General features: G+C 44.2%; 23 protein-coding genes and 1 other RNA gene. 20 read left to right on the top strand and 4 right to left on the bottom strand.

Translation table 11 applies throughout. The features are described from left to right. Window positions 1-17: 17 nt before the first annotated feature. From RXV91_RS10465 to RXV91_RS10370, 20 genes are all read left to right on the top strand, one after another. The gene (locus RXV91_RS10465) at window positions 18-962 is read left to right on the top strand and encodes a F0F1 ATP synthase subunit gamma (RefSeq protein WP_033611953.1); all 945 of its coding nucleotides are present in this window, start codon (window positions 18-20) and stop codon (window positions 960-962) included. 24 nt (window positions 963-986) lie between these two features. After that, the gene (atpD, locus tag RXV91_RS10460) at window positions 987-2390 is read left to right on the top strand and encodes a F0F1 ATP synthase subunit beta (RefSeq protein ID WP_021732594.1); all 1404 of its coding nucleotides are present in this window, start codon (window positions 987-989) and stop codon (window positions 2388-2390) included. A gap of 11 nt (window positions 2391-2401) precedes the next feature. Continuing rightward, the gene (locus RXV91_RS10455) at window positions 2402-2830 is read left to right on the top strand and encodes a F0F1 ATP synthase subunit epsilon (protein WP_021732593.1); all 429 of its coding nucleotides are present in this window, start codon (window positions 2402-2404) and stop codon (window positions 2828-2830) included. 1059 nt (window positions 2831-3889) lie between these two features. Beyond that, a complete protein-coding gene (murA, locus tag RXV91_RS10450; RefSeq protein ID WP_316439817.1) occupies window positions 3890-5206 on the top strand; it encodes a UDP-N-acetylglucosamine 1-carboxyvinyltransferase in 1317 nt (438 codons plus the stop codon). A 108-nt stretch (window positions 5207-5314) separates the two neighbouring features. After that, the gene (locus RXV91_RS10445; protein ID WP_316439816.1) at window positions 5315-5869 is read left to right on the top strand and encodes a GNAT family protein; all 555 of its coding nucleotides are present in this window, start codon (window positions 5315-5317) and stop codon (window positions 5867-5869) included. A 124-nt stretch (window positions 5870-5993) separates the two neighbouring features. Then, a complete protein-coding gene (locus tag RXV91_RS10440) occupies window positions 5994-6995 on the top strand; it encodes a rod shape-determining protein (RefSeq protein WP_021732590.1) in 1002 nt (333 codons plus the stop codon). A 5-nt stretch (window positions 6996-7000) separates the two neighbouring features. Continuing rightward, the gene (yidD, locus tag RXV91_RS10435; protein WP_316439815.1) at window positions 7001-7273 is read left to right on the top strand and encodes a membrane protein insertion efficiency factor YidD; all 273 of its coding nucleotides are present in this window, start codon (window positions 7001-7003) and stop codon (window positions 7271-7273) included. Next, window positions 7257-7484 (top strand): DUF2969 domain-containing protein, encoded by a 228-nt coding sequence (locus RXV91_RS10430; RefSeq protein WP_316439814.1) that lies wholly within the window; start codon window positions 7257-7259, stop codon window positions 7482-7484. The genes yidD and RXV91_RS10430 overlap by 17 nt, the downstream gene beginning before the upstream one ends. A gap of 149 nt (window positions 7485-7633) precedes the next feature. Beyond that, window positions 7634-8839: an FtsW/RodA/SpoVE family cell cycle protein gene (locus tag RXV91_RS10425; protein WP_316439813.1), complete on the top strand. Its 1206-nt coding sequence runs from the start codon at window positions 7634-7636 to the stop codon at window positions 8837-8839. Between the two features lie 30 nt (window positions 8840-8869). Beyond that, window positions 8870-9166, top strand: a complete 297-nt coding sequence (locus RXV91_RS10420) for a glycine cleavage system protein H (RefSeq protein ID WP_033611949.1) — start codon at window positions 8870-8872, stop codon at window positions 9164-9166. Window positions 9167-9531: 365 nt separating this feature from the next. Beyond that, window positions 9532-10563: a methionine ABC transporter ATP-binding protein gene (locus RXV91_RS10415; protein WP_316439812.1), complete on the top strand. Its 1032-nt coding sequence runs from the start codon at window positions 9532-9534 to the stop codon at window positions 10561-10563. Then, entirely contained in the window at window positions 10556-11248 is a 693-nt protein-coding gene (locus RXV91_RS10410) for a methionine ABC transporter permease (protein WP_316439811.1), read from the top strand. Before RXV91_RS10415 ends, RXV91_RS10410 begins: the two co-directional genes overlap by 8 nt. A 25-nt stretch (window positions 11249-11273) precedes the next feature. Next, window positions 11274-12101, top strand: coding sequence for a MetQ/NlpA family ABC transporter substrate-binding protein (locus RXV91_RS10405; RefSeq protein ID WP_316439810.1), 828 nt, complete (start codon window positions 11274-11276; stop codon window positions 12099-12101). Window positions 12102-12341: 240 nt separating this feature from the next. Then, entirely contained in the window at window positions 12342-13259 is a 918-nt protein-coding gene (locus RXV91_RS10400; RefSeq protein ID WP_316439809.1) for an L-lactate dehydrogenase, read from the top strand. 258 nt (window positions 13260-13517) lie between these two features. Beyond that, entirely contained in the window at window positions 13518-14492 is a 975-nt protein-coding gene (locus RXV91_RS10395) for a DUF2785 domain-containing protein (RefSeq protein WP_316439808.1), read from the top strand. A gap of 21 nt (window positions 14493-14513) precedes the next feature. Continuing rightward, window positions 14514-15542 carry a zinc-binding alcohol dehydrogenase family protein gene (locus RXV91_RS10390; protein WP_316439807.1) on the top strand — a complete coding sequence of 343 codons (1029 nt, stop codon included), beginning with the start codon at window positions 14514-14516 and terminating at the stop codon, window positions 15540-15542. A gap of 102 nt (window positions 15543-15644) precedes the next feature. Beyond that, on the top strand, window positions 15645-16757 hold the full coding sequence (locus tag RXV91_RS10385; RefSeq protein WP_316439806.1) for a D-alanine--D-alanine ligase family protein: 1113 nt from the start codon (window positions 15645-15647) through the stop codon (window positions 16755-16757). A gap of 74 nt (window positions 16758-16831) precedes the next feature. After that, window positions 16832-18391 (top strand): glycerophosphodiester phosphodiesterase, encoded by a 1560-nt coding sequence (locus tag RXV91_RS10380; protein WP_316439805.1) that lies wholly within the window; start codon window positions 16832-16834, stop codon window positions 18389-18391. A gap of 455 nt (window positions 18392-18846) precedes the next feature. After that, entirely contained in the window at window positions 18847-19743 is an 897-nt protein-coding gene (locus RXV91_RS10375; RefSeq protein ID WP_316439804.1) for a helix-turn-helix transcriptional regulator, read from the top strand. Between the two features lie 116 nt (window positions 19744-19859). Beyond that, window positions 19860-20981, top strand: coding sequence for a serine hydrolase (locus RXV91_RS10370; protein ID WP_316439803.1), 1122 nt, complete (start codon window positions 19860-19862; stop codon window positions 20979-20981). A 118-nt stretch (window positions 20982-21099) separates the two neighbouring features. Here RXV91_RS10370 and RXV91_RS10365 read toward each other — a convergent pair whose 3' ends face one another. The 4 genes from RXV91_RS10365 to RXV91_RS10350 all read right to left on the bottom strand — a co-directional run bounded on the left by RXV91_RS10365 (window position 21100) and on the right by RXV91_RS10350 (window position 23764). Next, the gene (locus RXV91_RS10365; protein ID WP_021732576.1) at window positions 21100-21582 is read right to left on the bottom strand and encodes a universal stress protein; all 483 of its coding nucleotides are present in this window, start codon (window positions 21580-21582) and stop codon (window positions 21100-21102) included. A gap of 66 nt (window positions 21583-21648) precedes the next feature. Further along, complete coding sequence (locus RXV91_RS10360; RefSeq protein ID WP_316439802.1) at window positions 21649-21933, bottom strand: hypothetical protein; 285 nt, start codon at window positions 21931-21933, stop codon at window positions 21649-21651. 302 nt (window positions 21934-22235) lie between these two features. Next, window positions 22236-22423: non-coding RNA, 6S RNA (gene ssrS / locus RXV91_RS10355), on the bottom strand. Window positions 22424-22483: 60 nt separating this feature from the next. Next, a complete protein-coding gene (locus tag RXV91_RS10350) occupies window positions 22484-23764 on the bottom strand; it encodes a replication-associated recombination protein A (protein ID WP_021732573.1) in 1281 nt (426 codons plus the stop codon). Between the last annotated feature and the right edge of the window lie 14 nt (window positions 23765-23778).

Below are 23778 nucleotides of genomic sequence, written 5' to 3'. Positions count from 1 at the left end.
AGGATGGTGAGTAGTGCATGGCAGAATCATTAATGGATGTCAAGCGCCGAATTGACTCAACAAAGAAGACCCATCAAATTACGTCGGCAATGCAAATGGTTTCAACTTCTAAGTTAAACCAGATTCAAAAGCATACGAGTACGTATCAGGTGTACGCTTCTAAAGTTGAAAGCATCGTTTCACATCTTGCCAAAGCTCATCTGATGTCAGCAAGTGCCGGTGTTGCTAATAGTAATTCCAATACAATTTCAGTTAGTGAATTGCTTGCACAACGCCCCGTTAAAAAGACTGGTTTATTGGTGATCACTTCGGACCGTGGTCTCGTTGGCAGTTACAACAGTAATGTGTTGAAACAAACTAACGATTTCATGCGGACACATAAGATTGATGCCGATAACGCAGTCGTTTTGGCGGTTGGTGGCACTGGTGCGGATTTCTATAAAAAGAACGGCTTAAACGTGGCGTATGAATACCGCGGTGTCTCAGACGTGCCGACTTTTAAGGAAGTTCGTGAAATCGTTAAGACAGTCACATCAATGTACCACAACGAAGTCTTTGATGAACTTTACGTATTCTATAACCACTTTATCAATCGACTTTCCTCAGGCTTTCGATCAGTTAAAATGCTGCCAATTTCTGAAGAGACCTTTGAACAAAGTGAGTCGGATAATCGTAAAGCCAAGGATAGTCGGGTGGATGTCGGTCCCGAGTATGAAATGGAACCGTCAGAAGAAGCAATATTGTCGGCTGTGCTGCCACAATATGCTGAAAGCCTAGTTTATGGTGCAATCTTGGATGCTAAGACTGCCGAACATGCTTCATCGTCAACCGCGATGAAGGCTGCATCAGATAACGCTGGCGATTTAATCGATAAGCTGAATCTGAAATATAATCGCGCACGTCAAGCTGCTATTACCACTGAAATTACTGAAATCACTGGTGGTTTGGTTGCGCAAGAATAACGAAGTGGGAGGAATTAACGACTAATGAGTACAGGTAAAGTTGTACAAGTTATTGGACCCGTTGTTGACGTTGAATTCTCTCTAAACGATAAGTTACCGGATATTAATAACGCCTTGATCATTCAAAAGGACAACGATGACACTTTAACGGTGGAAGTATCGTTGGAATTAGGTGATGGGGTTGTCCGTACTGTCGCAATGGACGGTACGGATGGCTTACGCCGGGGAATGCCGGTTGAAGACACTGGTTCTTCAATTACGGTTCCCGTTGGTAAAGAGACGTTAGGTCGGGTCTTCAACGTTTTAGGAGAGACCATCGATGGTGGTCCAGAATTCGGGCCAGATGCAGAACGTAACCCGATTCATCGGGATGCGCCTAAATATGATGAATTAACAACCAGTACTGAAGTATTGGAAACTGGGATTAAAGTTATCGACCTCTTAGCACCATATGTTCGTGGTGGTAAGATTGGGTTGTTCGGTGGTGCCGGTGTTGGTAAAACTGTTTTAATTCAGGAATTAATTCATAACATTGCCCAAGAACATAACGGAATTTCTGTGTTTACCGGTGTTGGTGAACGGACGCGTGAAGGGAATGACCTTTACTTTGAAATGAAGGCTTCCGGCGTTTTAAAGAATACCGCCATGGTTTATGGTCAAATGAACGAACCACCGGGTGCCCGGATGCGGGTGGCCTTGACTGGTTTGACGATTGCGGAATACTTCCGTGATGTTCAAGGTCAAGACGTGTTGTTATTCATCGACAACATCTTCCGGTTTACGCAAGCTGGTTCTGAAGTTTCTGCCTTACTTGGGCGGATTCCTTCAGCCGTTGGTTACCAACCAACCTTAGCTACTGAAATGGGTCAATTACAAGAACGGATCACTTCAACTAAGAAGGGCTCAGTTACGTCGATTCAAGCCGTTTATGTGCCTGCCGATGATTATACCGACCCAGCACCTGCAACGACGTTCGCCCATTTGGATGCCACGACCAACTTGGAACGTTCTTTAACGGAACAAGGGATTTATCCAGCCGTTGACCCATTAGCATCTTCATCAATCGCTCTGGACCCATCAATCGTGGGTGAAGAACATTATGAAGTTGCCACGGAAGTTCAACGGGTCTTGCAACGTTACCGTGAATTGCAAGATATTATCTCGATTTTAGGGATGGATGAATTATCTGACGAAGAAAAGACGACCGTTGCACGTGCACGGCGGATTCAATTCTTCTTATCACAAAACTTCTTCGTGGCCGAAAACTTTACTGGCCAACCTGGTTCATACGTGCCAATCAATGATACCATCAAGGGCTTTAAAGAGATCCTTGAGGGTAAATATGATGACCTACCAGAAGACGCATTCCGTCAAGTTGGTAAGATCGACGACGTGGTCGAAAAAGCGAAATCGATGGTAACTGATTAGGAGGGGTTTACATGGCTGACAATGCAAAATCATTAACCGTTAGCATCGTAACTCCAGACGGTCAGGTCTATGAAAATAAGACGCCAATGTTAATCGTGCGAACGATTGATGGCGAACTCGGGATTTTACCGAACCATATTCCTGTGATTGCGTCACTTGCAATCGATGAGGTTCGGATCAAGCAACTTGAGAGTGATCAGGAAGATGACGAAATTGCCGTTAACGGTGGCTTTGTTGAGTTCAGCAATAATACAGCAACGATTGTTGCGGATAGTGCTGAACGTCAGAATGACATCGATGTTGCCCGGGCTGAAAATGCACGGAAACGCGCTGAAACACGGATTCAAGACGCTCAACAGAAGCATGATGATGCGGAGTTGGCGCGGGCCCAAGTCGCTTTGCGGCGTGCCATGAACCGTTTGAACGTTGCTCGGCATTAACAACTTAAAATTCTGAAAAGCATCTGCAATTATTTGCGGGTGCTTTTTTGTTTTGTCGATTCAATATTGCACACTATTAAACCTTTAACACATATCATGGAATCATGGTATCGGCAGAAAACATTGTTAAAATGTGCCGATTAGTCGAAGTCGAGTATAGTCAATTCAGACCTGCTGGAAAAAGTGGAATTGTCTATAAACGTACCCGGTGCCACTGAAGCCTGTAAACCTGTGCTTGCAACGCCAATCGACTACTGCCATCCGTTGACTAGGTCTCAACCCGTGGCCTGCACAAGCTTGAGACTGGAGGGGCTGGGTGACAAAAATCAAGGGCGAAGTTCTTCTTGTCCGGTTGGTTTTCCCGGGCTAGAAGAAGACTCATATTTGAAATTGCGCAGTGATTTTCTGCGTGAGTTCCAATCGACGTCCGCCCTGTTCCAGCAATTGGCACCTAGCCCCGCAAGCCGGATCGGACGCGCATGCTGATAAACAACAACTCGACTAATCACTGCATTTTAACAATAGTCGTTACTGAATTGCTTGCGAACAAGATTTTACTAATTAACTGAGCGTATTAGGGGCAACTCGATAACTTGAATGGTAGAATGCAACTTATAGTGAGATTACAATAAAGGAAACGATTACAAATGAGTGCTGTTGTCAGTCAAATTATCCACGCGTTGTCAATTCATTACGTGCACAATTCGCTAATTAGTTAACTAATCATAAGTATTTAATATTTGTGTTGAAATTGTAACGAAAATGTAAAATGTAATATTTATCCGCTAGTGTTCTATGTTATGATGATTAGGAACCGATTTGAGCTTGGACGCTGTTATTGGACAGTTGTCACAGTGTGTTCAGGTTGTATTAACGGTGGAGCTAGTGTTTGGATTGCACATCGCGTGACGCAAGCTAAGTATCGCGATGAACATCGAAATCTGAGTAGGTGCGCGTGCACTTGGCTCGGTGAAGTTCTTGATAAGCGTACTTTTTACGCAATCTGAAATCTCACGTAACTTGTTTGTTGATTATCGTTTAGTGATGGAGGGTTTATCCATGGAGGAAATTGTAGTTCATGGCGGTCAACGTTTGACAGGAAATGTTCATATTGAGGGCGCTAAAAACGCAGTGTTACCGATTCTAGCCGCAAGCTTATTGGCTAGTTCGGGACAAACGCATTTATCAAATGTACCAGTGTTGTCAGACGTATTCACAATGAATAACGTCTTAAAGTTTTTGAATACTAAAATTGATTTTGATGAAATTAATAAAACAATTGATATTGACGCTAGCCGTCAGTTATCATCCGAAGCACCGTTTCAATATGTGTCTAAAATGCGGGCTTCGATTGTCGTCATGGGACCATTGTTAGCCCGGTTAGGCCATGCTAAGGTCGCTATGCCTGGTGGCTGTGCGATCGGCTCACGACCAATCGATTTACATTTGAAAGGCTTAAGTGCCCTGGGAGCTGAAATTGAACGCCACGACGGCTATGTTGAGGCTACGGCGTCCCGATTACATGGTGCTGCAATTTACTTAGATTTTCCAAGTGTCGGTGCTACTCAAAATATTATGATGGCTGCGGCACTTGCTGATGGCGTCACAACGATGGAAAACGTCGCTCGTGAACCTGAAATTGTGGACCTCGCCAATTACTTGAATCAGATGGGGGCTAAGGTGACTGGTGCCGGTACCGAAACCATCCGGATCAAAGGGGTTAAGGCGATGCACGGTTGTGACCACGGTATTGTCCAAGATCGGATTGAAGCCGGGACCTTTATGGTTGCCGCTGCGGTGACACAGGGAAACGTCTTAGTTGAAGATGCCATCGCTGAACATAATAAGCCACTGATTTCAAAAATGCGTGAGATGGGTGTGACGGTTACCGAAGAGCCAGCTGGTATTCGAGTTATTGGTCCAGAACGTTTAAAACCAACTTCCGTCAAGACTTTGCCACATCCTGGCTTTCCAACAGACATGCAACCGCAAATGACCATTTTACAGTTATGTGCGCAGGGAACCAGCTTGCTAACCGAAACCGTTTTCGAAAATCGCTTTATGCATCTCGATGAGCTACGGCGGATGAACGCTGACTTTAAGGTCGAGGGTCGCTCAGTTATTATGTATGGGCCAACCGACTTCAATGGCGCTCAAGTCACGGCAACTGATCTACGGGCTGCCGCTGCACTGGTAATTGCTGGGTTAGTTAGTCGCGGGTATACTGAAATCACTAACTTAAAGTATCTCGACCGGGGCTATTTTAATTTTCATGGCAAGTTAGCCAAGTTAGGTGCTGAGATTAAACGGGTCGATATTCCCGATGGCACCGTTTATGCGCTGAATCCTGATTTTGCGCATGAAGCAGTGGAATAAATGTAAATAATTGCTTACAAAACCTTCAAAGTGCGATAAACTCGTGTTTGAAGGCTTTTTTGTGGCGCAGCGGGGTAACCCGACGCCAATCATTCAGGAGGACAACTTATGTTTATTAATATTATCGACAAACACATTTCATTGAAACCAACTGAAGTGGCTGACGCGGAGCCGCTTTTCGACTTAGTTGATCATAACCGCGACTATTTAAAGCCATGGATGCCATGGGTCGATGCGACCGCCACTGTTGCTGACGAACGGCATTTTATTGAATCCATGTTGACCAAGCAGGCGCACGGGCAGGTCTTTATTACGACCATCATTGTGGATGGGGAAGTTGCCGGTATGTTGGACTTGCATAATATTAGTGCCATTAATCATAATGGCGAGATTGGGTATTGGCTAGGTCAGACATTTACTGGGCACGGAGTTATGACTAAGGCCCTTGAACGGTTAGAAGAAATTGCTTTTACAGAACTTGATCTGCATAAAGTGATCTTAGGGGCAGATATTGCTAACAATGCAAGTCGGGCCGTTGCTGAACGCCGTAAATATCATCTAGATGCGACTTTACCAGAAAACATCTTGCTGAATGGTCGGTATCGTGATGAGGTAATTTATTCATTGACGGTCGATGAGTGGTCTAAGCGACGTGATGATTAGTCGCTATTAATTGATTGGTATTAGCAAGTGAATTGGGTGGTCAGTGTCACCGTCAGTTCTCATCAACTGTAGAGTATGGTATAATGATTAGTCGTATAATTGTATGTTTGAGAGGAGCAAAAACATGGCTTTAGATATTGGTATTGACTTAGGTACTGCCAATGTTTTAATTTACGTATCGGGCAAGGGCATTGTCCTTAATGAACCATCCGTGGTCGCTATCGATACAAACACGAATCAAGTATTGGCAGTCGGGTCCGAAGCCTACCAAATGGTTGGGAAGACGCCTAGTAATATCCGGGCAATTCGACCATTAAAAGACGGGGTGATTTCGGATTTTGATGTCACCGAAGAAATGTTGTCCTATTTTATTAAAAAATTAAATGTTCGTGGCATTATGTCACGGCCAAGTATTATGATCTGTACCCCAACGAACACTACTGAAATTGAACGTAAAGCCATTTTGCAAGCTGCTGAAAAATCTGGCGGTAGTAAAGTTTTCTTGGAAGTTGAACCAAAAGTGGCGGCCATTGGTGCCGGCATGGACATCTTCCAGCCACGTGGTAATATGGTGATTGATATTGGTGGCGGGACCAGTGATATTGCAGTCCTATCGTTAGGTGATATTGTGGCTAGCAGTTCGTTACGAATGGCTGGAGACCGAATGAACCAAGACATCGTGAATTACGTCAAGGATCAACACCACTTGTTGATTGGTGAACGCAGTGCGGAACAAGTCAAGATTCAAATCGCCCAAGTCTTCAAACAGGATGGCGATGATGATAAGGTTACTCAGGTTCGTGGTCGCGATACGGTGACTGGAATGCCACGGTCAATCGACATTGATTCTAATCAAGTTGAAGAAGCTATTCATGAAACGTTGATGCAGATTGTTAGCACTGCTCATCATGTGATGGAAACTTTACCGCCTGAAATTGCAGCCGATATTATTGATCGGGGGATCACGTTAACTGGTGGGGGTGCACTCTTGAGTGGACTCGATCAGTTGATCAGCGAAAACCTGAAGGTTCCGGTAATGGTTGCTGAACACCCATTGAACAACGTTGCGCAGGGTGCTGGAATCTTACTTGAACATATGCAAAAGACTGCTAAGAACAAGAAATAATCACGATGCGACGGTTATTAATGAAAGGCATCCGCTTTTATCAGCGGGCCTTTTCTGCGTTTAGTCCAGCCCATTGTCGGTATTATCCAACCTGTTCTAATTATACGTTGGAAGCAATCGAGCGGTTTGGCGTAGTTAAGGGTAGTCTAATGGGGATGGCACGGGTCTTGCGGTGTCATCCTTTGGTTAAGGGGGGCTTTGATCCCGTGCCAGCCCATTTTTCATTGCGTCGTAATCCGCAATACAAGGAGGAAGACCACCGTGGCAAGAAAAGATAAGGCAATTTCGGTTACTTTAAACGAAACCAAGGTCAACGGTCAACCAGTTACCGAAGTTTTGATTGGTAAGCAGATGATTGGGCAAGTGACACAAGTTGGTGAACGATTTGAAGCTGGAATGATTAGCGATAACCAACCATTTGCACATACCAAATCTTTTGATGAAAGCTTGCAAGAGATTTTGTCGGCTTACCATCTACACAAAGGCTAATTTTTAGTAAACCTTCAACCTGGTTCCGAGAATTCGGCACCAGGTTGTTGTATAATGAAAACTATCTTATAGAGTATAAAATGATATTGTGAATAGGGTTAGTCTAACGGGTTTCGTGGATTAATCTAAACAGGTTAGGAGCGTTATTTGTGGCAGAAGAATCTAGACTCCGCAGTCAAGACGAGGATTCAAGAATTGACTGGGGTATCATATTTTCAGTAATGATGCTAGGACTGATCGGGCTGGCGTCGATTTATGTCGCCGCAGTGCACGATTCTAGTTCAGTAAACGTCACGAAACAGGTGATTTCTCAAGTCATGTGGTTTGTGATTGGGACCGCGATTGCCGTCATCGTGATGCAATTCGATTCCGAACAATTGTGGCGGGTGGCACCGATTGTGTATTGGTTTGGGATCTTCCTGCTTGCGGCCGTTTTGGTCTTGTACAGTAGATCATTGTTTGCGAGCACTGGGGCTAAAAGTTGGTTCGCAGTTGGTTCGCTAACGTTACAACCATCGGAAGTCATGAAGCCCGCCTTTATCTTGATGCTGGGACGGGTGGTAACGATGCATAATACAGAACATCCCACCCACACCATGGCGAGTGACTGGCAGCTAATTGGTAAGTTGATTGCGTATATGATTCCAGTAGCGATTCTCCTGAAGTTACAAAATGACTTTGGGACGATGTTGGTGTTCTTCGCAATTTTAGGAGGCGTGATCCTAGTTTCCGGAATTTCGTGGCGGTTACTGGCACCGACATTTGCAATCGTTGCTGCGATTGCTGGTACTGCGTTATATTTAGTGATTTCTCAGAGTGGCCGGCATATCTTGGAGACACTGGGTTTCAAGCAGTATCAATTCGCACGGATTGATACTTGGCTAAATCCGTCGACGGATACGTCGAACAATGCTTATCAAGTTTGGCAAAGTATGAAGGCGATTGGTTCAGGTCAGATTACCGGGCGGGGGTTTAACGTCTCACACGTGACCGTCCCCGTACGCGAATCTGATATGATTTTCTCAGTCATTGGTGAGAACTTTGGCTTTATTGGTTGCGCCGTGGTCATCTTGTTATATTTCTTATTGATTTATCAGATGATTCGGGTGACGTTTGATACGAAGAACGAATTCTACGCTTACATTTCAACCGGGGTCATTATGATGATTCTCTTCCACGTATTTGAAAATATTGGGATGAGTATCGGACTGTTACCAATGACGGGGATCCCGTTACCGTTCATTAGTCAAGGGGGATCGGCGTTGATTGCTAACATGGCTGGGATCGGATTAATGATGTCAATGCGGTATCATTACAAGTCCTACATGTTCAGTCGTAACGACCGTTTTGAATAATAAAATCAATGTAAAGGGATGGTGTTTAATATGAGTGAAGATGCAACTTATTTTTGGACAAAAGATGTTGATGGGCATACTCGGCTAGGTCTAACTAAGGCGGCTCATGAAGCCCTTGGTGAAGTTAAATATGCCGAATTACCAGCTATTGGCGATAAAGTTAGTCAAAACAGCGCTTTTCTAAGTGTTGAAGCCACTAAGGCCGTCTCAGAATTTAATTGTCCAATTAATGGAACCGTGGTTGCAGTTAACCCAGCTTTAACGGATAATTTTGACGCGTTAAATAGTGTGGAAGACGGCGTTGCTTGGTTAATTGACGTGGACTAATTGTCAGGCCTTGACAATTAGAAACAGGCTCGGTATACTCGGTACATTAACAATTGATTAAAAAAATATCATTTTGAAAAGATGAGTACGTGGTAACGATCACCCAGAGAGTCCCTAACTGGTGTAAGGGGATTGGTCGTGAAACTGAAGATGGTCTTGAAGTAATGAAGCTTAGTGAGTATTAACAAGCTAAGTTTGGGTCGCACCCATTATCATGCGGAGTTCATAGTAACTCTTGAGACAACTGGTGCGAGCTGGTTGTGAAGATGGGTGGTACCACGAGGCTAAGCTTCTCGTCCTGTTGATGATTATTTTCATAATTGTCTAGGACGAGGAGCTTTTTTGATGTGTAAGGAGGAATTGACTTGATTGAATTTAAAGATGTGACGAAGACCTTTGATGCTAAACAGGGAGCGGTGCATGCCGTCCAAGATGTTAATTTAAAGATTGAAGATGGTCACATTTATGGCATCGTTGGTTATTCGGGTGCTGGTAAAAGTACCTTGGTACGGATGCTGAATGGCCTAGAGACTCCCACGAGTGGGTCAGTGGTAATCGATGATGTCAATATCACGACGTTGAGCGGGGCGAAGTTGCGGGCTCAACGGCAAAAGATTGGCATGATATTTCAACATTTCAATCTATTATGGTCGCGGACTGTTTTGGAAAATATTATGTTTCCACTTGAGATTGCGGGTCAGTCCAAAGCGGATGCTCGTAAAAAGGCGGAACACTTGGCTGATTTAGTCGGGTTAGCGGGACGAGAAACGGCTTATCCGTCCGAATTATCTGGGGGGCAGAAGCAACGCGTCGGGATTGCTCGGGCACTTGCGAATGATCCGCAAATCCTACTTTCGGATGAAGCAACGAGTGCTTTAGATCCCCAAACGACCGATGAAGTGTTGGACTTGCTATTATCAATCAATCAGAAGTTACATTTAACGATTGTACTGATTACGCATGAGATGCACGTGATTCGTAAGATTGCTGATCACGTTGCAGTGATGGAAGCTGGTCAGATTGTGGAGCAAGGGCCGGTACTAGAAGTCTTCAAGCGCCCACAACAAGCAGTGACGAAGCGGTTTGTTAATGAAGAAGTCACGCCGTCTCTGAATGACACGACGGTGGTCGTTGATCAGCTGTTAGCGAAGTATCCTAAAGGAACCATCGTCCAATTGACGTTCCATGGTGATCAGGCCCAGTTGCCAATTGTTTCAGAGATGTTAAAGAAATACCCGTTAGATTTAAATATTATTGAGGGTGGGATTCACCAAACTCAAGAAGGCGCAATCGGTTCACTGTACTTGCAATTAACAGGTGACCAGAAACAGATTAAGGGTGCTCTAGCGTACCTACAAACGATGCGGGTAGAAACGGAGGTCTTAAATCGTGAATGATCAGGGATTAGATTCATATTTTAAATTTGCAAACGTTGATTGGGGTAGCATGATGTCAGCAACTTGGGAAACCATTTGGCTGACGATCGTTTCAATGGTTGTTGTTGCCATCTTGGGAATCGCCTTAGGTTTGTTACTTTATGAGACAGCCGGTAGTCGGAATCCATTGGCTAAGGCGTTGAATTGGATCGTCGCGTTATTCGTGAACGTTTTCCGGTCGATTCCTTTCATTATTTTGATCGTGCTATTATTGCCAGTAACATCCAAATTAGTTGGGACAATTATTGGGCCACGTGCAGCTTTACCATCACTTATCATTTCAGCGGCACCATTTTACGCCCGGATGGTGGAGTTAGCGTTTCATGAATTAGATCATGGGGTGATTGAAGCGGCTGAATCAATGGGGGCGACGCGGTGGCAAATTATTCGCAAGGTCTTATTACCGGAAAGTATGCCAGCTTTGGTTTCCGGAATCACGGTGACGACGATTTCACTGATTGGTTATACCGCAATGGCCGGCGCCATTGGGGCTGGTGGCCTGGGTAACTTGGCTTACCAAGATGGCTTCCAGTCGAATAACAACGCGATTACGCTAGTTGCGACGGTCATTATTGTCATCATCGTGTTCATTTTCCAATTTATCGGGGATATTGCAGTTCGCCATATCGATAAGCGAGCTAATTAAAGTTAATTTAGGAGGAATTAGGATTATGCAAAAAAAGCGAATTTTAGGGTTATTAGCAGTTGCTGCGACAGCGATTTTATTAGTTGGGTGTGGAAAATCATCATCATCTACTAAGACAACGACTATCACAGTAGGGGCATCAGCAGTACCACATGCCCAAATTTTGAAACATGTTCAGCCAGAATTGAAAAAGGAAGGCGTTAATTTAAAAATCAAAGTTTTCCAAGATTACGTCTTGCCTAACAAAGCGCTAGCTTCTAAGGAATTGGATGCCAACTATTTCCAACACATTCCATTTTTGGATAATTGGAACAAAGAAAATAATGGTAGTCTAGTATCTGCCGGTAAAGTTCACTTGGAACCAATCGGTGTCTATTCCAAGAAGGTTAAGAGTTTGAAAGACTTGAAAGATGGTGCGACAGTGTTAGTTAGCAGCAACGTTGCTGACTATGGTCGGGTTTTGACATTGTTCAAGGACGCTGGTTTGATTACCCTGAAGAAAGGAACTGATTTGACTTCAGCAACCTTCAATGATATTAAAACTAACAAACGGCATCTGAAGTTCAAGCATTCATATGAAGCTAAGTTAATGCCAACATTTTACAAGAATAATGAAGGTGACGCGGTTGTAATCAATGCAAACTACGCTGTGCAAGCTGGTTTGAATCCTAAGAAGGATGCTATCGCGCTTGAAAAATCAGATTCGCCATACGCTAACATTGTGGCTGTTCGTAAGGGTGACAAGAACAAACCGGCTATTAAGAAGTTAATGAAGGCACTACGTTCTAAGAGTACTCAACAATGGATCGAAAAGAAATATAAGGGTGCGATTTTGCCAGTTTCAACTGACTAGACGGCCATTTTTAATTAGAATATCGTTCGACTAAGCTAGTTTTTGGGGATCAGCTCCTTGAAGCTAGTTTTTTGTTTTTTTAGGATTGCCGGCACTCGGTATTGAAGAAGCGATATTAGCTACTTCGTCACGAAAGATAACAATTAATTAAAATTTCATGAGATAGCGTCCTGCTTGACTTTGCAGCGGTTGCAATGTACGCTTACCAAGTTAAATAAACTACAGATTGGGGTTTACAGCATGCGTAAATATGGTGTGATCGGGTTAGGCCAAGTCGGAGCGACAGTGGCCTATACGTTGGTTCAACAAGGAACCGTTGATGAATTAGTACTAATTGACAAGAATGAGGCCTTGGCGAAGGCCCAAAAACTCGATTTAGACGATGCCTCACCGCGTCTAAGCTCAACCACTAAGATTATTATAAATGATTATTCAGCCTTAGCAGATGCCGAAGTTTTGATCGTTGCTTCTGGTAATATTAGTGCGATTGACATGAACAGTTCTAAAGGTCGCTTTGGTGAGTATGATTTGAATCAGGCCATTGTTCGTGATATTGCGCCCAAAATTGTGGCGTCTGGCTTTAAAGGTATTTTGATTGATATTATGAACCCGTGTGATGTGATGACGGATTATTTACAACGAATGACCGGTTTTCCACGTCAACGGGTCTTTGGTACGGGAACCTTTTTAGACACGGCCCGGATGCAAAAGTATGTGGGACAAGCAGCTGGGACGAATGGCAAAAATGTTTCGGGCTATGTTTACGGTGAACACGGTAACTCACAATTTGTTGCTTGGTCAACGGTCAGTGTTAACGGGCAGCCAATCAAGAATTTCCCTGGCCTGAATCTTGATCAACTTGAAGAAGACGCTCGGCAGGGGGCGTTTGCGGTCATGGCTGGTAAACACTATACCAACTTTGCGATTGCTACTTGTGGGGTGCGATTAGCAGAAGCGGTCAGTGCAGACGCTCAATTAGCTTGCCCAGTTTCGGCATTTGATCCGCAGTTTGGGACTTACGTCGGCATGCCAGCGGTAATTGGTAAGCATGGCATTGAGTCATTAATTCAACTAGATTTAACGACCGATGAACAGGCGTCGTTAGCTGCATCCGCGACATTTATCAAATCACAAGTAGATGTTTTGCCACAACCATAGATATTGATTTAGCATGATTGAAGTACTTGATGCTTATTTTAATTGTCATTCGTGAAAATGAATTAACAGCACGTGAATTATCTTATCGGTGTTTAGACGTGGCCTAATTAGGACGTTATGATGTTAACCAGGGCAAGGGCTCAAGGTGGCGACATAACGACTATAGTTAGGTCACGTTTTATGATTGAATGGGTTCCTTTAGGCAGACCGGCACTGACATGCTAAAATAGAAGGTAAACTGGAGATTATGAGGTCATTATGCAAGCAGAGAAATTGATGCAGGTTAAAAATGCAGTATTGAAATTGAGACAGCAACTCCGTGCGGGACAGATCTATCAATCATTACCGGTCCGGATGGATGTGCTGATCAAACAGTTGCCGAGTACTGTGGCAACGACGGTGACGCTTCCGAGTGATGAAGAAGTTCTGCCATTGATTGCAACGTTGCATGAACAGTTGAGGAAAGGTACGCTGACGGCAATTAGTGATGAGCAGGTCAAACGTTTAATGGCGCACATTGGTTCGCGCAATCCACAGGTGCGTGATCAAGGCGTCTACTATTTGTTAAATGAAGCCTTACAACAGCAGGTGCTTACGCCGGCACAATTAGGTGATATATTTGATCAGTTGATTCAAGATCAGCTATTATTTGCCCATATTGACGAGCCGCAAAATGATGCCATCTATCAGCGTTCCTTTGCGGTGTTGTTGCTATCAGTATTACTGTACGCGGATCATGCGGGTCTTAAATTTATGACACCCGCCCGGCTTGACTTAATTGTTACCCAAATGACGATTTATATTTTGTTAGAAACGGATACTCGTGGGTTTGTGGGAACGACCGGTTGGGCCCACGCTTATACACACATTGGGAATATCTTGGACGAATTGGCAGATGAGTCAAAATTAGCTCGTGCGGATAAATTATTGTTATTGGCGGCGCTGTTGAGTCGGTATCAGCAGTTAACGACACCTTTGATTTTTGGGGAGCCGGAGCGGTTATCAACTTATTTGACGCTGATTACGAATAAGGACGAACTGTACTGTGACTATTTGTTGGCGGCATTAAAGGAATGGCATCGGCAGTTAATGATGCATACGCGCCCATCAAGTGAGGCTGAATGGACACAGATTTTTAATCGTAACCGGTTGCTAGAGGCGTTAGCCCTGCACGATGATTTACCAACTGCAGTGGTTGATTATTTGGATGATGAATTGGAATTTCTAGGCTAGTCTTGAAAGGAAGTCTTTTGAATGCAAGCAAAAGCAATTGGTCTAACACAAGGATTACCGGTAAGTGATCCGCAAAGTTTACAAGATATCACGATTGAAGTCGATCAACCACGTGGGCGTGATATTTTAGTAGAAGTTCTCGCAACGTCGGTTAATCCAATTGATACTAAACAGCGGCAGGTTCAACCGCAAGTTGAGCGTCCTAGGATACTAGGTTTTGATGCGGTAGCGAAAGTCTTGGCTGTGGGTGAAGCGGTAACGACGATTATGACTGATGATCTTGTTTACTATGCCGGCGCCGTTGACCGGCCAGGTAGTGACGCGCAGTACCAATTGGTGGATGAGCGGTTAGTCGCTTGTGCGCCCAAAAAGTGGACCGCGGCACAATCAGCCGGATTACCACTGACAACGTTAACGGCTTGGGAAGCATTGTTTGAAAAGTTACCGTTGATAGCGGCTGCCAATGCTAATCTTGGACATAGTGTCCTAATTATCAATGGTGCCGGTGGTGTGGGGTCGATGGCTATTCAGTTGGCTAAGTGGGCGGGACTCCAGGTTATTACGACAACTGGTAAGCCCGCTACCACTGAATGGGTCAAACAGCTAGGTGCCGATGTTGTTTTGGATTACCATCAAGATTTGGCCGCGCAATTGACAGCGGCGGGGTTGACGACCGTTGACCATGTGATTTTATTGCATTCAACGGATCGATATTTACCGTTAGTCACGCCACTGGTACGGCCACTCGGAACGATCGTGGCGGTGGTCACGAATCAGCAACCATTGCCAATGGCATTATTAAAGCCCAAGAGCTTGAACTTTGCTTGGGAGTTTATGTTTACGAAAGCTAACTATCGGTTACCATCGATGGCAACACAGGGGATTATTCTAGCCCGAGTAGCTCAATTGGCGGATGCTGGGGTCATCGTACCAACGACCAAGCGGATATTAGCAGGGATTAATGCAGCTAATTTACGAAGCGCACATGAAATTGTGGAAACGGGCCAAATGTTGGGCAAAGTTGTTTTAACGGCACCATTTAATGCGTAAAAACCAATGATTTTATTGCAAAAATGTTTTCAATTGTGCTCAGATATTGTAGAATTAACTAAGCCGTAGTATGAAATAAACCTTGATAGGATGAACAAAATTATGGAGACACAAAAAAAGATCCACGTTGGTATGTTATTTGGCGGGAATTCTTCAGAGCACGATGTTTCGAAGCGTTCAGCGCATAACATCTATGATGCCATGGACAAGAATAAGTATGATGTTGACTTGTTTTTAATCACAAAGGACGGAGTGGTCTTGAGTGATGCTGCAACGCGGCGGGTATTTGATGGCGAGCCAGAAGATCAAGTGGTCGCTGAAGAAATGCCCAAGTTGGACATGCGTGATCCATTAGCACCCATCAAGAACCTGACACTAGCTAAAGATATTGATATTTTTTACCCAGTGGTGCATGGTAATTTGGGGGAAGATGGTACCTTACAAGGGCTGTTCAAGTTATTGAAGAAGCCCTATGTCGGTAGTGGCGTGTTAGCATCAGCGGCCAGCTTTGACAAAGATATCACGAAGCAGATTCTAACCCATCACCATATTCAAAATACAAAGTACGTGGTGGTTACGCCTGAAAACCGGGATCAGATGACATATGCATATTTGCAAGCCCATGTCGGTGATCATTTATTCATTAAGCCAGCGAACCAAGGATCATCAATTGGTATTCATAAAGCTGAGAATGAGCAGGAATATTTGGACGGCTTAGCTGATGCTTTCAAGTATGACTATAAGATTTTGGTTGAAGAATCAATCGATAATCCGCGAGAAGTAGAATGTTCAATATTAGGTAATGAGAACCCTAAAGCTTCTAAGCTTGGCGCAATCGATGTTCCAAAGACGGATACGTTCTACGATTATAATAATAAATTCGTGGATGCTAGTGGTGTGACTTTTGAGCTACCAGTCGAATTACCGGCTGATTTAACCAAGCGGATTCAGCAGATGTCACTAGACGCGTTTAAGGCCCTTGGTTTGAAGGGGATGGCGCGGGTCGATTTCTTAGTTTCTGAAGATGGCGAACCATATTTGGGCGAAATTAACACGTTGCCTGGTTTTACTAATATTAGTTTGTATCCAAAGTTATGGGAAGTTTCAGGTATTAGCTACACGGCTTTGATTGATCAATTAATCCAACTTGGATTTGATGAATTCAAACGCCAATCTGGCATTCACTATGATTTTGTCGCATTAGACGCAGAATAAAACTGTAACTAATTTGTGGTGGTTGGGATGAAGCAATTCATCACGACCACCATTTTTTGTAAGGAGGGGTCAGGTTGTTAAGACGCGGATGGCAACTAATTACTCGTGGTGCACAGCAATTAGCTGGGCCACTAGCCATCTGGTGGTTAACTGGCATGTTACTAGCAGTGCTTGTTAAGGTACTGGGCATTCAAGTTGGTGGCGGGGTGAGTTTGATTGGATTAATTACGTTGAGTGCTTGGCTACCAGCATTAGTAGGTCGTAGTAATCACGAGCCATTGCAAGTTGGTCAATTTATTTGTCGCTGGTCAATGTTGCTAGTAATGGTGGGATGGTGGTTGCCACTCGGTTGGTTAGGTTATCTAGCAACCTTACAAGCAAGTTTACAGTTACCGGCAGCTATTCAGAATGTAATCTTCAATACGCGTTATGACTGGTTACCCATAGTGGTGCCGCTATGGTTACTTGGGTGGTTATTGAGCTGGAAGTGGTTACCGGCACTCCAACAACAATTGTTAAACCCTGCCAATTGGAAAAACTATTGGCAGACTGGTTGGAAAACATCGTGGTGGACCGTTATTAAAAGAACGCGCTATGGCTGGATGGTACTAATTGGCTGGGGAATTTTAGCCGGCCTTAGTGTGGGAATCGTTTGGATCTGTGGGAACTACAGCCAGATTGTGAGTCGACTGGTGGCAATAATCAGTATGACAGGATTACAACTAATTGGCTGGTTGTTGCTCATGGGTGAATGGGCACAATGGCGGCCACAACGGGTTACCCCAGTAAGGCCCCAATGGCAGACGGCGCTAATAACGTTGATTAGCTTGGTGGTCTTAAGCAGTTATTCGGGTTGGTGGTTAGGCGCGCCGACAACTGCGATACCAGCAGTTATTGCGCACCGAGGTGTCAATGGTCATGATGGTGTTCAAAACACGACAGCAGCACTTAAACGAACGGTTAAACAGACCCGACCTAACATGGTTGAGATGGATATTCAGCCGACTGCGGATCGGCACTGGGTCGTGATGCATGATTCCACGTTGACAGCCCTGGCTGGTCAAGCGGGGCCAGTCCATGATTATCCAGTCGATGAATTGAGTGGGTTACCCTTGCATGAGCATGGTCAAAAGGGGCGTTTAAGCACGTTTAATCAGTACTTTACGGTGGCACGTAACTTGCAACAACCCTTGTTAGTCGAGATCAAATCGGTCGGAGCAGCCAATCAACTGATGGGGGCATTTGCGGGCCGCTATGGTCAGCCATTGGTACGTCAAAAAGGGGCCGTCCACTCGTTAGACTACCGGATCATTGAACAATTGCATCAACGAAATGTTCAACTGCCAGTAGGATTAATTGCGCCATTTTATCTGACCGATTTTTCGGATTCAGTAGCCAGTTTTTATTCACTGCAAGCCCTAACGGCCACTCGTGAACAGGTTAGCGCGGCTCATCGTCAGCATCTCGCCGTATATTTTTGGACAGTTGATCGGCCGCTCGCAATGCAACGGCTGGCAGCTATGGGGGCGGATGGACTCATCACGAATCGACCTGGTCAATTAAAACAATTGAAAACGATGTCTAAACATTACTATTTTTATCAATTGATAAATTGGCTACTGAGTTGGTTATAATCTACTGAAAGAAGTATGAGAACTGAGCTTAATTATTAAGCTGTCACAGCGTTATGGTTCGGGGTGTCATGACAAGTAATATGAGCTGCAAATAACGTTTACTTATTCCCTTTTGAATCGCTTTCAGTAGTTCTCACTTTTAATAAACAAGCCCTTAATTAGGCCGGTTAACGAACTGGGATACTGGATAATTAATAAATGACCTCAGTGTTAAAGCATGGTATAAACTTAATATTAAATAAGAATTACGCGTATTTCTTGCTAAAATTCCGTTATGTGAATATAATTATATGCGTGATTGGTATTGTCCAATTGGGTAGTGCTCAATTATTCGAACGTATTAACGAAGATTGATTAGGTGTCACGATAACCTTGCTCACTAAGTGGGGTGGAGCAAGGACAGTTACAAATAACTGAGTTTGGTTTAAGGCAATTGAATAAAAGAGGGGTTAAGCATGAGAATATTAGGAGAAAAGGTGCGGCAGTTCAGAAAACGGAAGGGCATGTCGCAAAAAGAATTGGCAGATGGTATTTGTACTCAGGCAACGATTAGTTTGATTGAGAAGAAAAGCAAAATTCCAAGTATGAAGATTATGATGAAGATTTGTAATCGATTAGGCATTCGTTTGTCAGAAGTCATTATTGAAAATGATGACCAATTATATCGGACCTTTAAAAAAATTGATTTATTGATTCGACATATGCAACTGCAAGAAGCGCAAGACGTCTTCCAGCATATCCGACCAAAACAACTACGGAGTAATACTGATAAGAAACAGTATTACTACTATGAAGGCTATTTGCAACTGGTTCTCAATGATAATGCCGACGAAGCTATTTTCAACTTTGGGATGTTGCTAAATCAGTTTGTTAAATCTAGTCATGATATGTTTGCCATCTTAGCAACGTTGGGGACTGGATTAGCTTATGAACGTAAACAGGCTTATGACAAGGCTGAGATCTTCGTCAAGCAAGCAGTTGCCACGTTACACACAATGGATGCGCAAGCAATGCCGATGGGTGACGATGATTATTTACAAAATGAAATTCTGATTTATGCCTCGGCTGCGCAACTTTATGCAAAAATCAACTTTCCAGAAGAAGCTTTGGAGTTAATTGACTTGGCACTTAAAAAAGCCCAGGAAAGTCAGTCACTTTATTTATTAGATCGGTTGTATGCGCAGAAAGCAGCCAATGAAGTCGTTTTAAATAATATTCAGTCAGCGCATGACCACTACTATGTAGCATATGCGTTGAGTTTAGTAACGCACAACAATAGTTTGACCGAAAAAATCACGAAAGAAATGGCCGAGTACCACATTGCACCGTTGCAAGTGGCTAACGAAGCTTAAATCGTGTAGTGGGGCAGTTAGCGGTGAGTGGCCGCGCTTAATTTGGGTATTCGCAACCCGATTGAGCACGGCACACTGCTGACTGCCCCATTTTTATTACCGGGAGGAATGTTAAGATGAGTTGTCAAAATTGTGGCTATCAAAATGCACCGAACGCCAAATTTTGCCTGGAATGTGGTCAACGCTTAGACGTGTTGACCAGGAGTGATTCAGCCCAACCAAGTCGCGTGCAACGTCGACAATCACAATCACGACTAACCATATTCTCAACCCGATTTAATCAGCAGTGGTTGCTTAGCGGACTGGTTGCGCTTTTACTGCTGATTGGTGGTAGTTATATCATTGGTCAGCTATTCTGGTCGTCCTTGGCGCTAACCACTGCTAAGTCGACTGCCAGTGGGACAACAGCTACAGCGCAACCTGTGGCGACTGGGAAGCCACTGGCGACGTTTCCAACTAAGACGGTCTCCGAGCTTGTTGAGCAAACAATGCAAGACGTGGCCGGGCGAACTTCGATAGCAGTCATGCCGTTGACGGGCAGTCAGACTGTAATCGTTAATAATGGCGCACAGCGCGCTGGGAGTTTAATTACATTATTTATTTTAGTGACAGCCTATGATCAAGTTCATCAAAATAATTGGCAAATGCAGGATCGGTACACATTACGTGCTGAAGATAAGGTCGGTGGTACGGGAACGTTACATACGTTACCTGCTGGTAGTCAGCTAACGTACGCTGAGATCGCTAAGCGGATGATTACGGACAGCGATAATACCGCTGCTAATATTATGTTGGATCGAGTGGGCGGTGTGTCTGCAATCAACAGTGAAGTTGCTCAATTGGACTTGAAGGATACCAAAATGGCACGTCGATTAATGGACACTGCGGCACTAAAAGCGGGTCGTGATAACTATACTTCAGTTCGGGATGTCGCAACGATACTGCAACGGCTGGCTAACTATCGGTTGATTTCTAAAAGGGTTGATCAAGCCATGTTAACGATTTTAAAGGCTAATACTGATCACAGCAAGTTAGTCAAAAATTTGCCAACGCGGGCAACGATTTACAATAAGACTGGAGATTATCAAGCGTATGGTGTTCAAAATGATGCGGCCATTGTCAAAAATCGGCAAGGCACCTTTATCATGACTGTGATGGCTGCTGATGGGGAACGTGAAGCACAAACGACGGCTTTGAATGATCTTGGTCAGAAACTCTACCGTGTCATTTTGGAATAATGAGCCAGTACTGACTAGGCTGGTTAAATAAGCAATACTAGAGAACAATATAAAAAGTCGAGCCAATGAAGTTTCATAACTTCATTGGCTCGACTTTGGTAGTCAGTGCATTAAAATATTACTTTTTCTTTGGTTTAGGTGCTGGCTTATTCTCTAAGTCAGTCCGGACAACGAGCACGTCGCAAACAGCCATTCGAGTGACATACTCGGTGACTGAACCAATCAACAGACGTTCGACTGCGTTGAGGCCGGTAGCCCCAATCATAATTAAATCAGTTCCCATGTCCTTAGGAACATCACGAGCGATAATCGTCTTTGGTGCCCCATATTCGATGGAGTAATCAACGTTATCTAAGCCGTCCGCTTTAGCTTCGGCAACGTATTTATCTAGCGTCTTTTGAGCAGTATCCGTCACTTGTTCGACCATCGTCGTATCAAAACTAGAAATGTTTTGGAAAGCACGGGTATCAACCACGTGGACCATGTGAACTGAGGCGTTAGGGCCGTTCCGTTTCGCGACGGCAACCGCCTTTTTAAATGCTAATTCTGCTTCATAAGAACCATCAACAGGAACTAAAATGTGTTGGTATTGTTGTAACATCATTCTCACCCCTCATTACTTTATAACTATATTGTAAAGGTTTTCGCAATAAATAAAAAGCGTTTTCTATGAGATTTGCATAAAACTCACTAAAATTAGTGCAATTGCCATCATGATGAGCGAGCCACTTGTTAACACGATGGCAATTAGCATTGTTGCTTGGATAAAGATGGTCACGAGACAAGCAATGGTGACTAGTAACATTAAACCGCCGCCATAACGAGCCACATGCTTGATGGTGGGCGCTTTGTTGGGATCAAAAAAGAGAAACGGTCGCGATTGGTGGGTCAGTAGGTAGTAGCTGAGCCATCCCGCAATGAGTGTGTAAACGACAAGCAGTAGTGTAATCAAAATAAACCTCCAAAAGGTGATGTTGGTATTATTTTAGTCGATTCTGGAAGAGAAGACAAATTCAATGCCAGCAATAATATTAACAACTAGTACGGAGACTTTAAATGCGCTAAATTCAACGTAAGCTTGCCTAGTTAGTATAGCTTAAGATGTACGCCTGTTGATAGATCGTGAACCAACCGTTGAGCATCTTCAAATAATGGCTCATTAACGGATCTAAAAAACTGTGGCTGTTAGTTGGCGGTGATTTCACGCAACAAAAAAGGCCAGGAACAAGTCCTGACCAACGGAAGTAAACTTCCGGAAAAACTAGTGGTGCCGTTAATCGCCCTTCAGTATTGACCCGCTTTAAGGCAGGTGGGACGTTCTGACTAATTCGCTAACTACCAAAGGATAAGGCATGTTATGGAATTAGCTAACGGACATCCCAAAGTAGTATTAATTGTTCGGCAACACTTTGTTTAGAGCAATGCGCACACCTTAGTAATTTCGACTCTTAGTCTAGCATATAAAAATAAAAGTTGCAATTATAAGCACAACCGAGGTGTTGTTAACGGTTTCGCGCATTGGCCTTTAATAATTTTTCGTATTGTTGCGCAAGCGCTGTTTCGTAGCGACCATTTGTTTTGGGTTCATAATACTTAGCCGATTTGATGGCATCTGGTAAATATTGTTGCGCAACCCAGTCGCCCGGATGGTCGTGTGGAAAATCGTAGCCGACACCGTGCCCGAGTTTGGCAGCACCCTGATAGTGGGCGTCTTTTAAATCGGCTGGAATGTCACCGAAATGCCCGTTACGAACCGTTGTGAGGGCGGCATCAACGGCACTGATGCCTGAATCTGATTTTGGTGACAAGGCTAATTCAATCACAGCATCAGCTAACGGAATTCGTGCTTCTGGAAAGCCAAGTTGATCGGCGGCCTGAACAGCGGCAACCGTGTGGGCACAAGCTGCTGGGTTTGCTAAGCCAATATCTTCATAAGCAATTACCATCAGTCGACGCATAATACTCTTTAAATCGCCAGCTTCGACTAATCGTGCCAAATAGTGCAGAGCGGCGTTGGCATCGGAACCACGAATGGACTTTTGAAATGCCGAAATCACATCATAATGGGCATCGCCATCTTTGTCGGCAGACAGGGCCTTTTTCTGCAAGCATTCTTCAATCGTTTGTTGTGAAATGGTGATGGTGCCATCGTCGGCGGGGGTTGATGACAGTACAGCCAACTCTAAACCATTGAGGGCACTTCGTAAATCGCCATTAGTTGCCGTGCAAAGATGGTGCAAGGCGGCGGGCGCTAAGTCAACTCGGTAACGACCAAGACCGTTTGTTTCATCAGCAAGGGCCCGTTCAACGGCGTGCTGAATATCCTCAGCTGTTAGTGGAAAGACTTGAAAGATTTGCGTTCTACTCCTGATGGCTGGGTTAATACTAATATATGGATTTTCGGTGGTGGCACCAATTAAAATGATGCGGCCACTTTCTAGGTGGGGTAATAGAAAATCCTGTTTGGTTTTATCCAACCGGTGGATTTCATCCAGTAACAGAATAACCGTCCCACTCATTTTGGCTTCTTCAGCGACGATTTGAAGCTGCTTTTTGCTATCAGTGGCGGCATTCAACATGCGAAAAGCGTATTTGGTCGAACCAGCGATGGCACTGGCAATGCTGGTCTTGCCAGTACCCGGTGGCCCATATAAAATCATTGATGATAGACGTTTGGCCTTGACCATTCGTGCGATGATCTTGCCCGGACCAACCAGTTGCTGTTGGCCAACAACGTCTTCCAATGTTTTTGGCCGCATCCGATAAGCTAAAGGTTGTTGCATCGTTTGAAATCCCT

This window comes from Lactiplantibacillus sp. DA1 (genome assembly GCF_032681335.1).
Taxonomy (GTDB): domain Bacteria; phylum Bacillota; class Bacilli; order Lactobacillales; family Lactobacillaceae; genus Lactiplantibacillus.
Note: the sequence above shows the minus strand (reverse complement) of the source record. Positions and strands in the feature narration are given on the sequence as shown.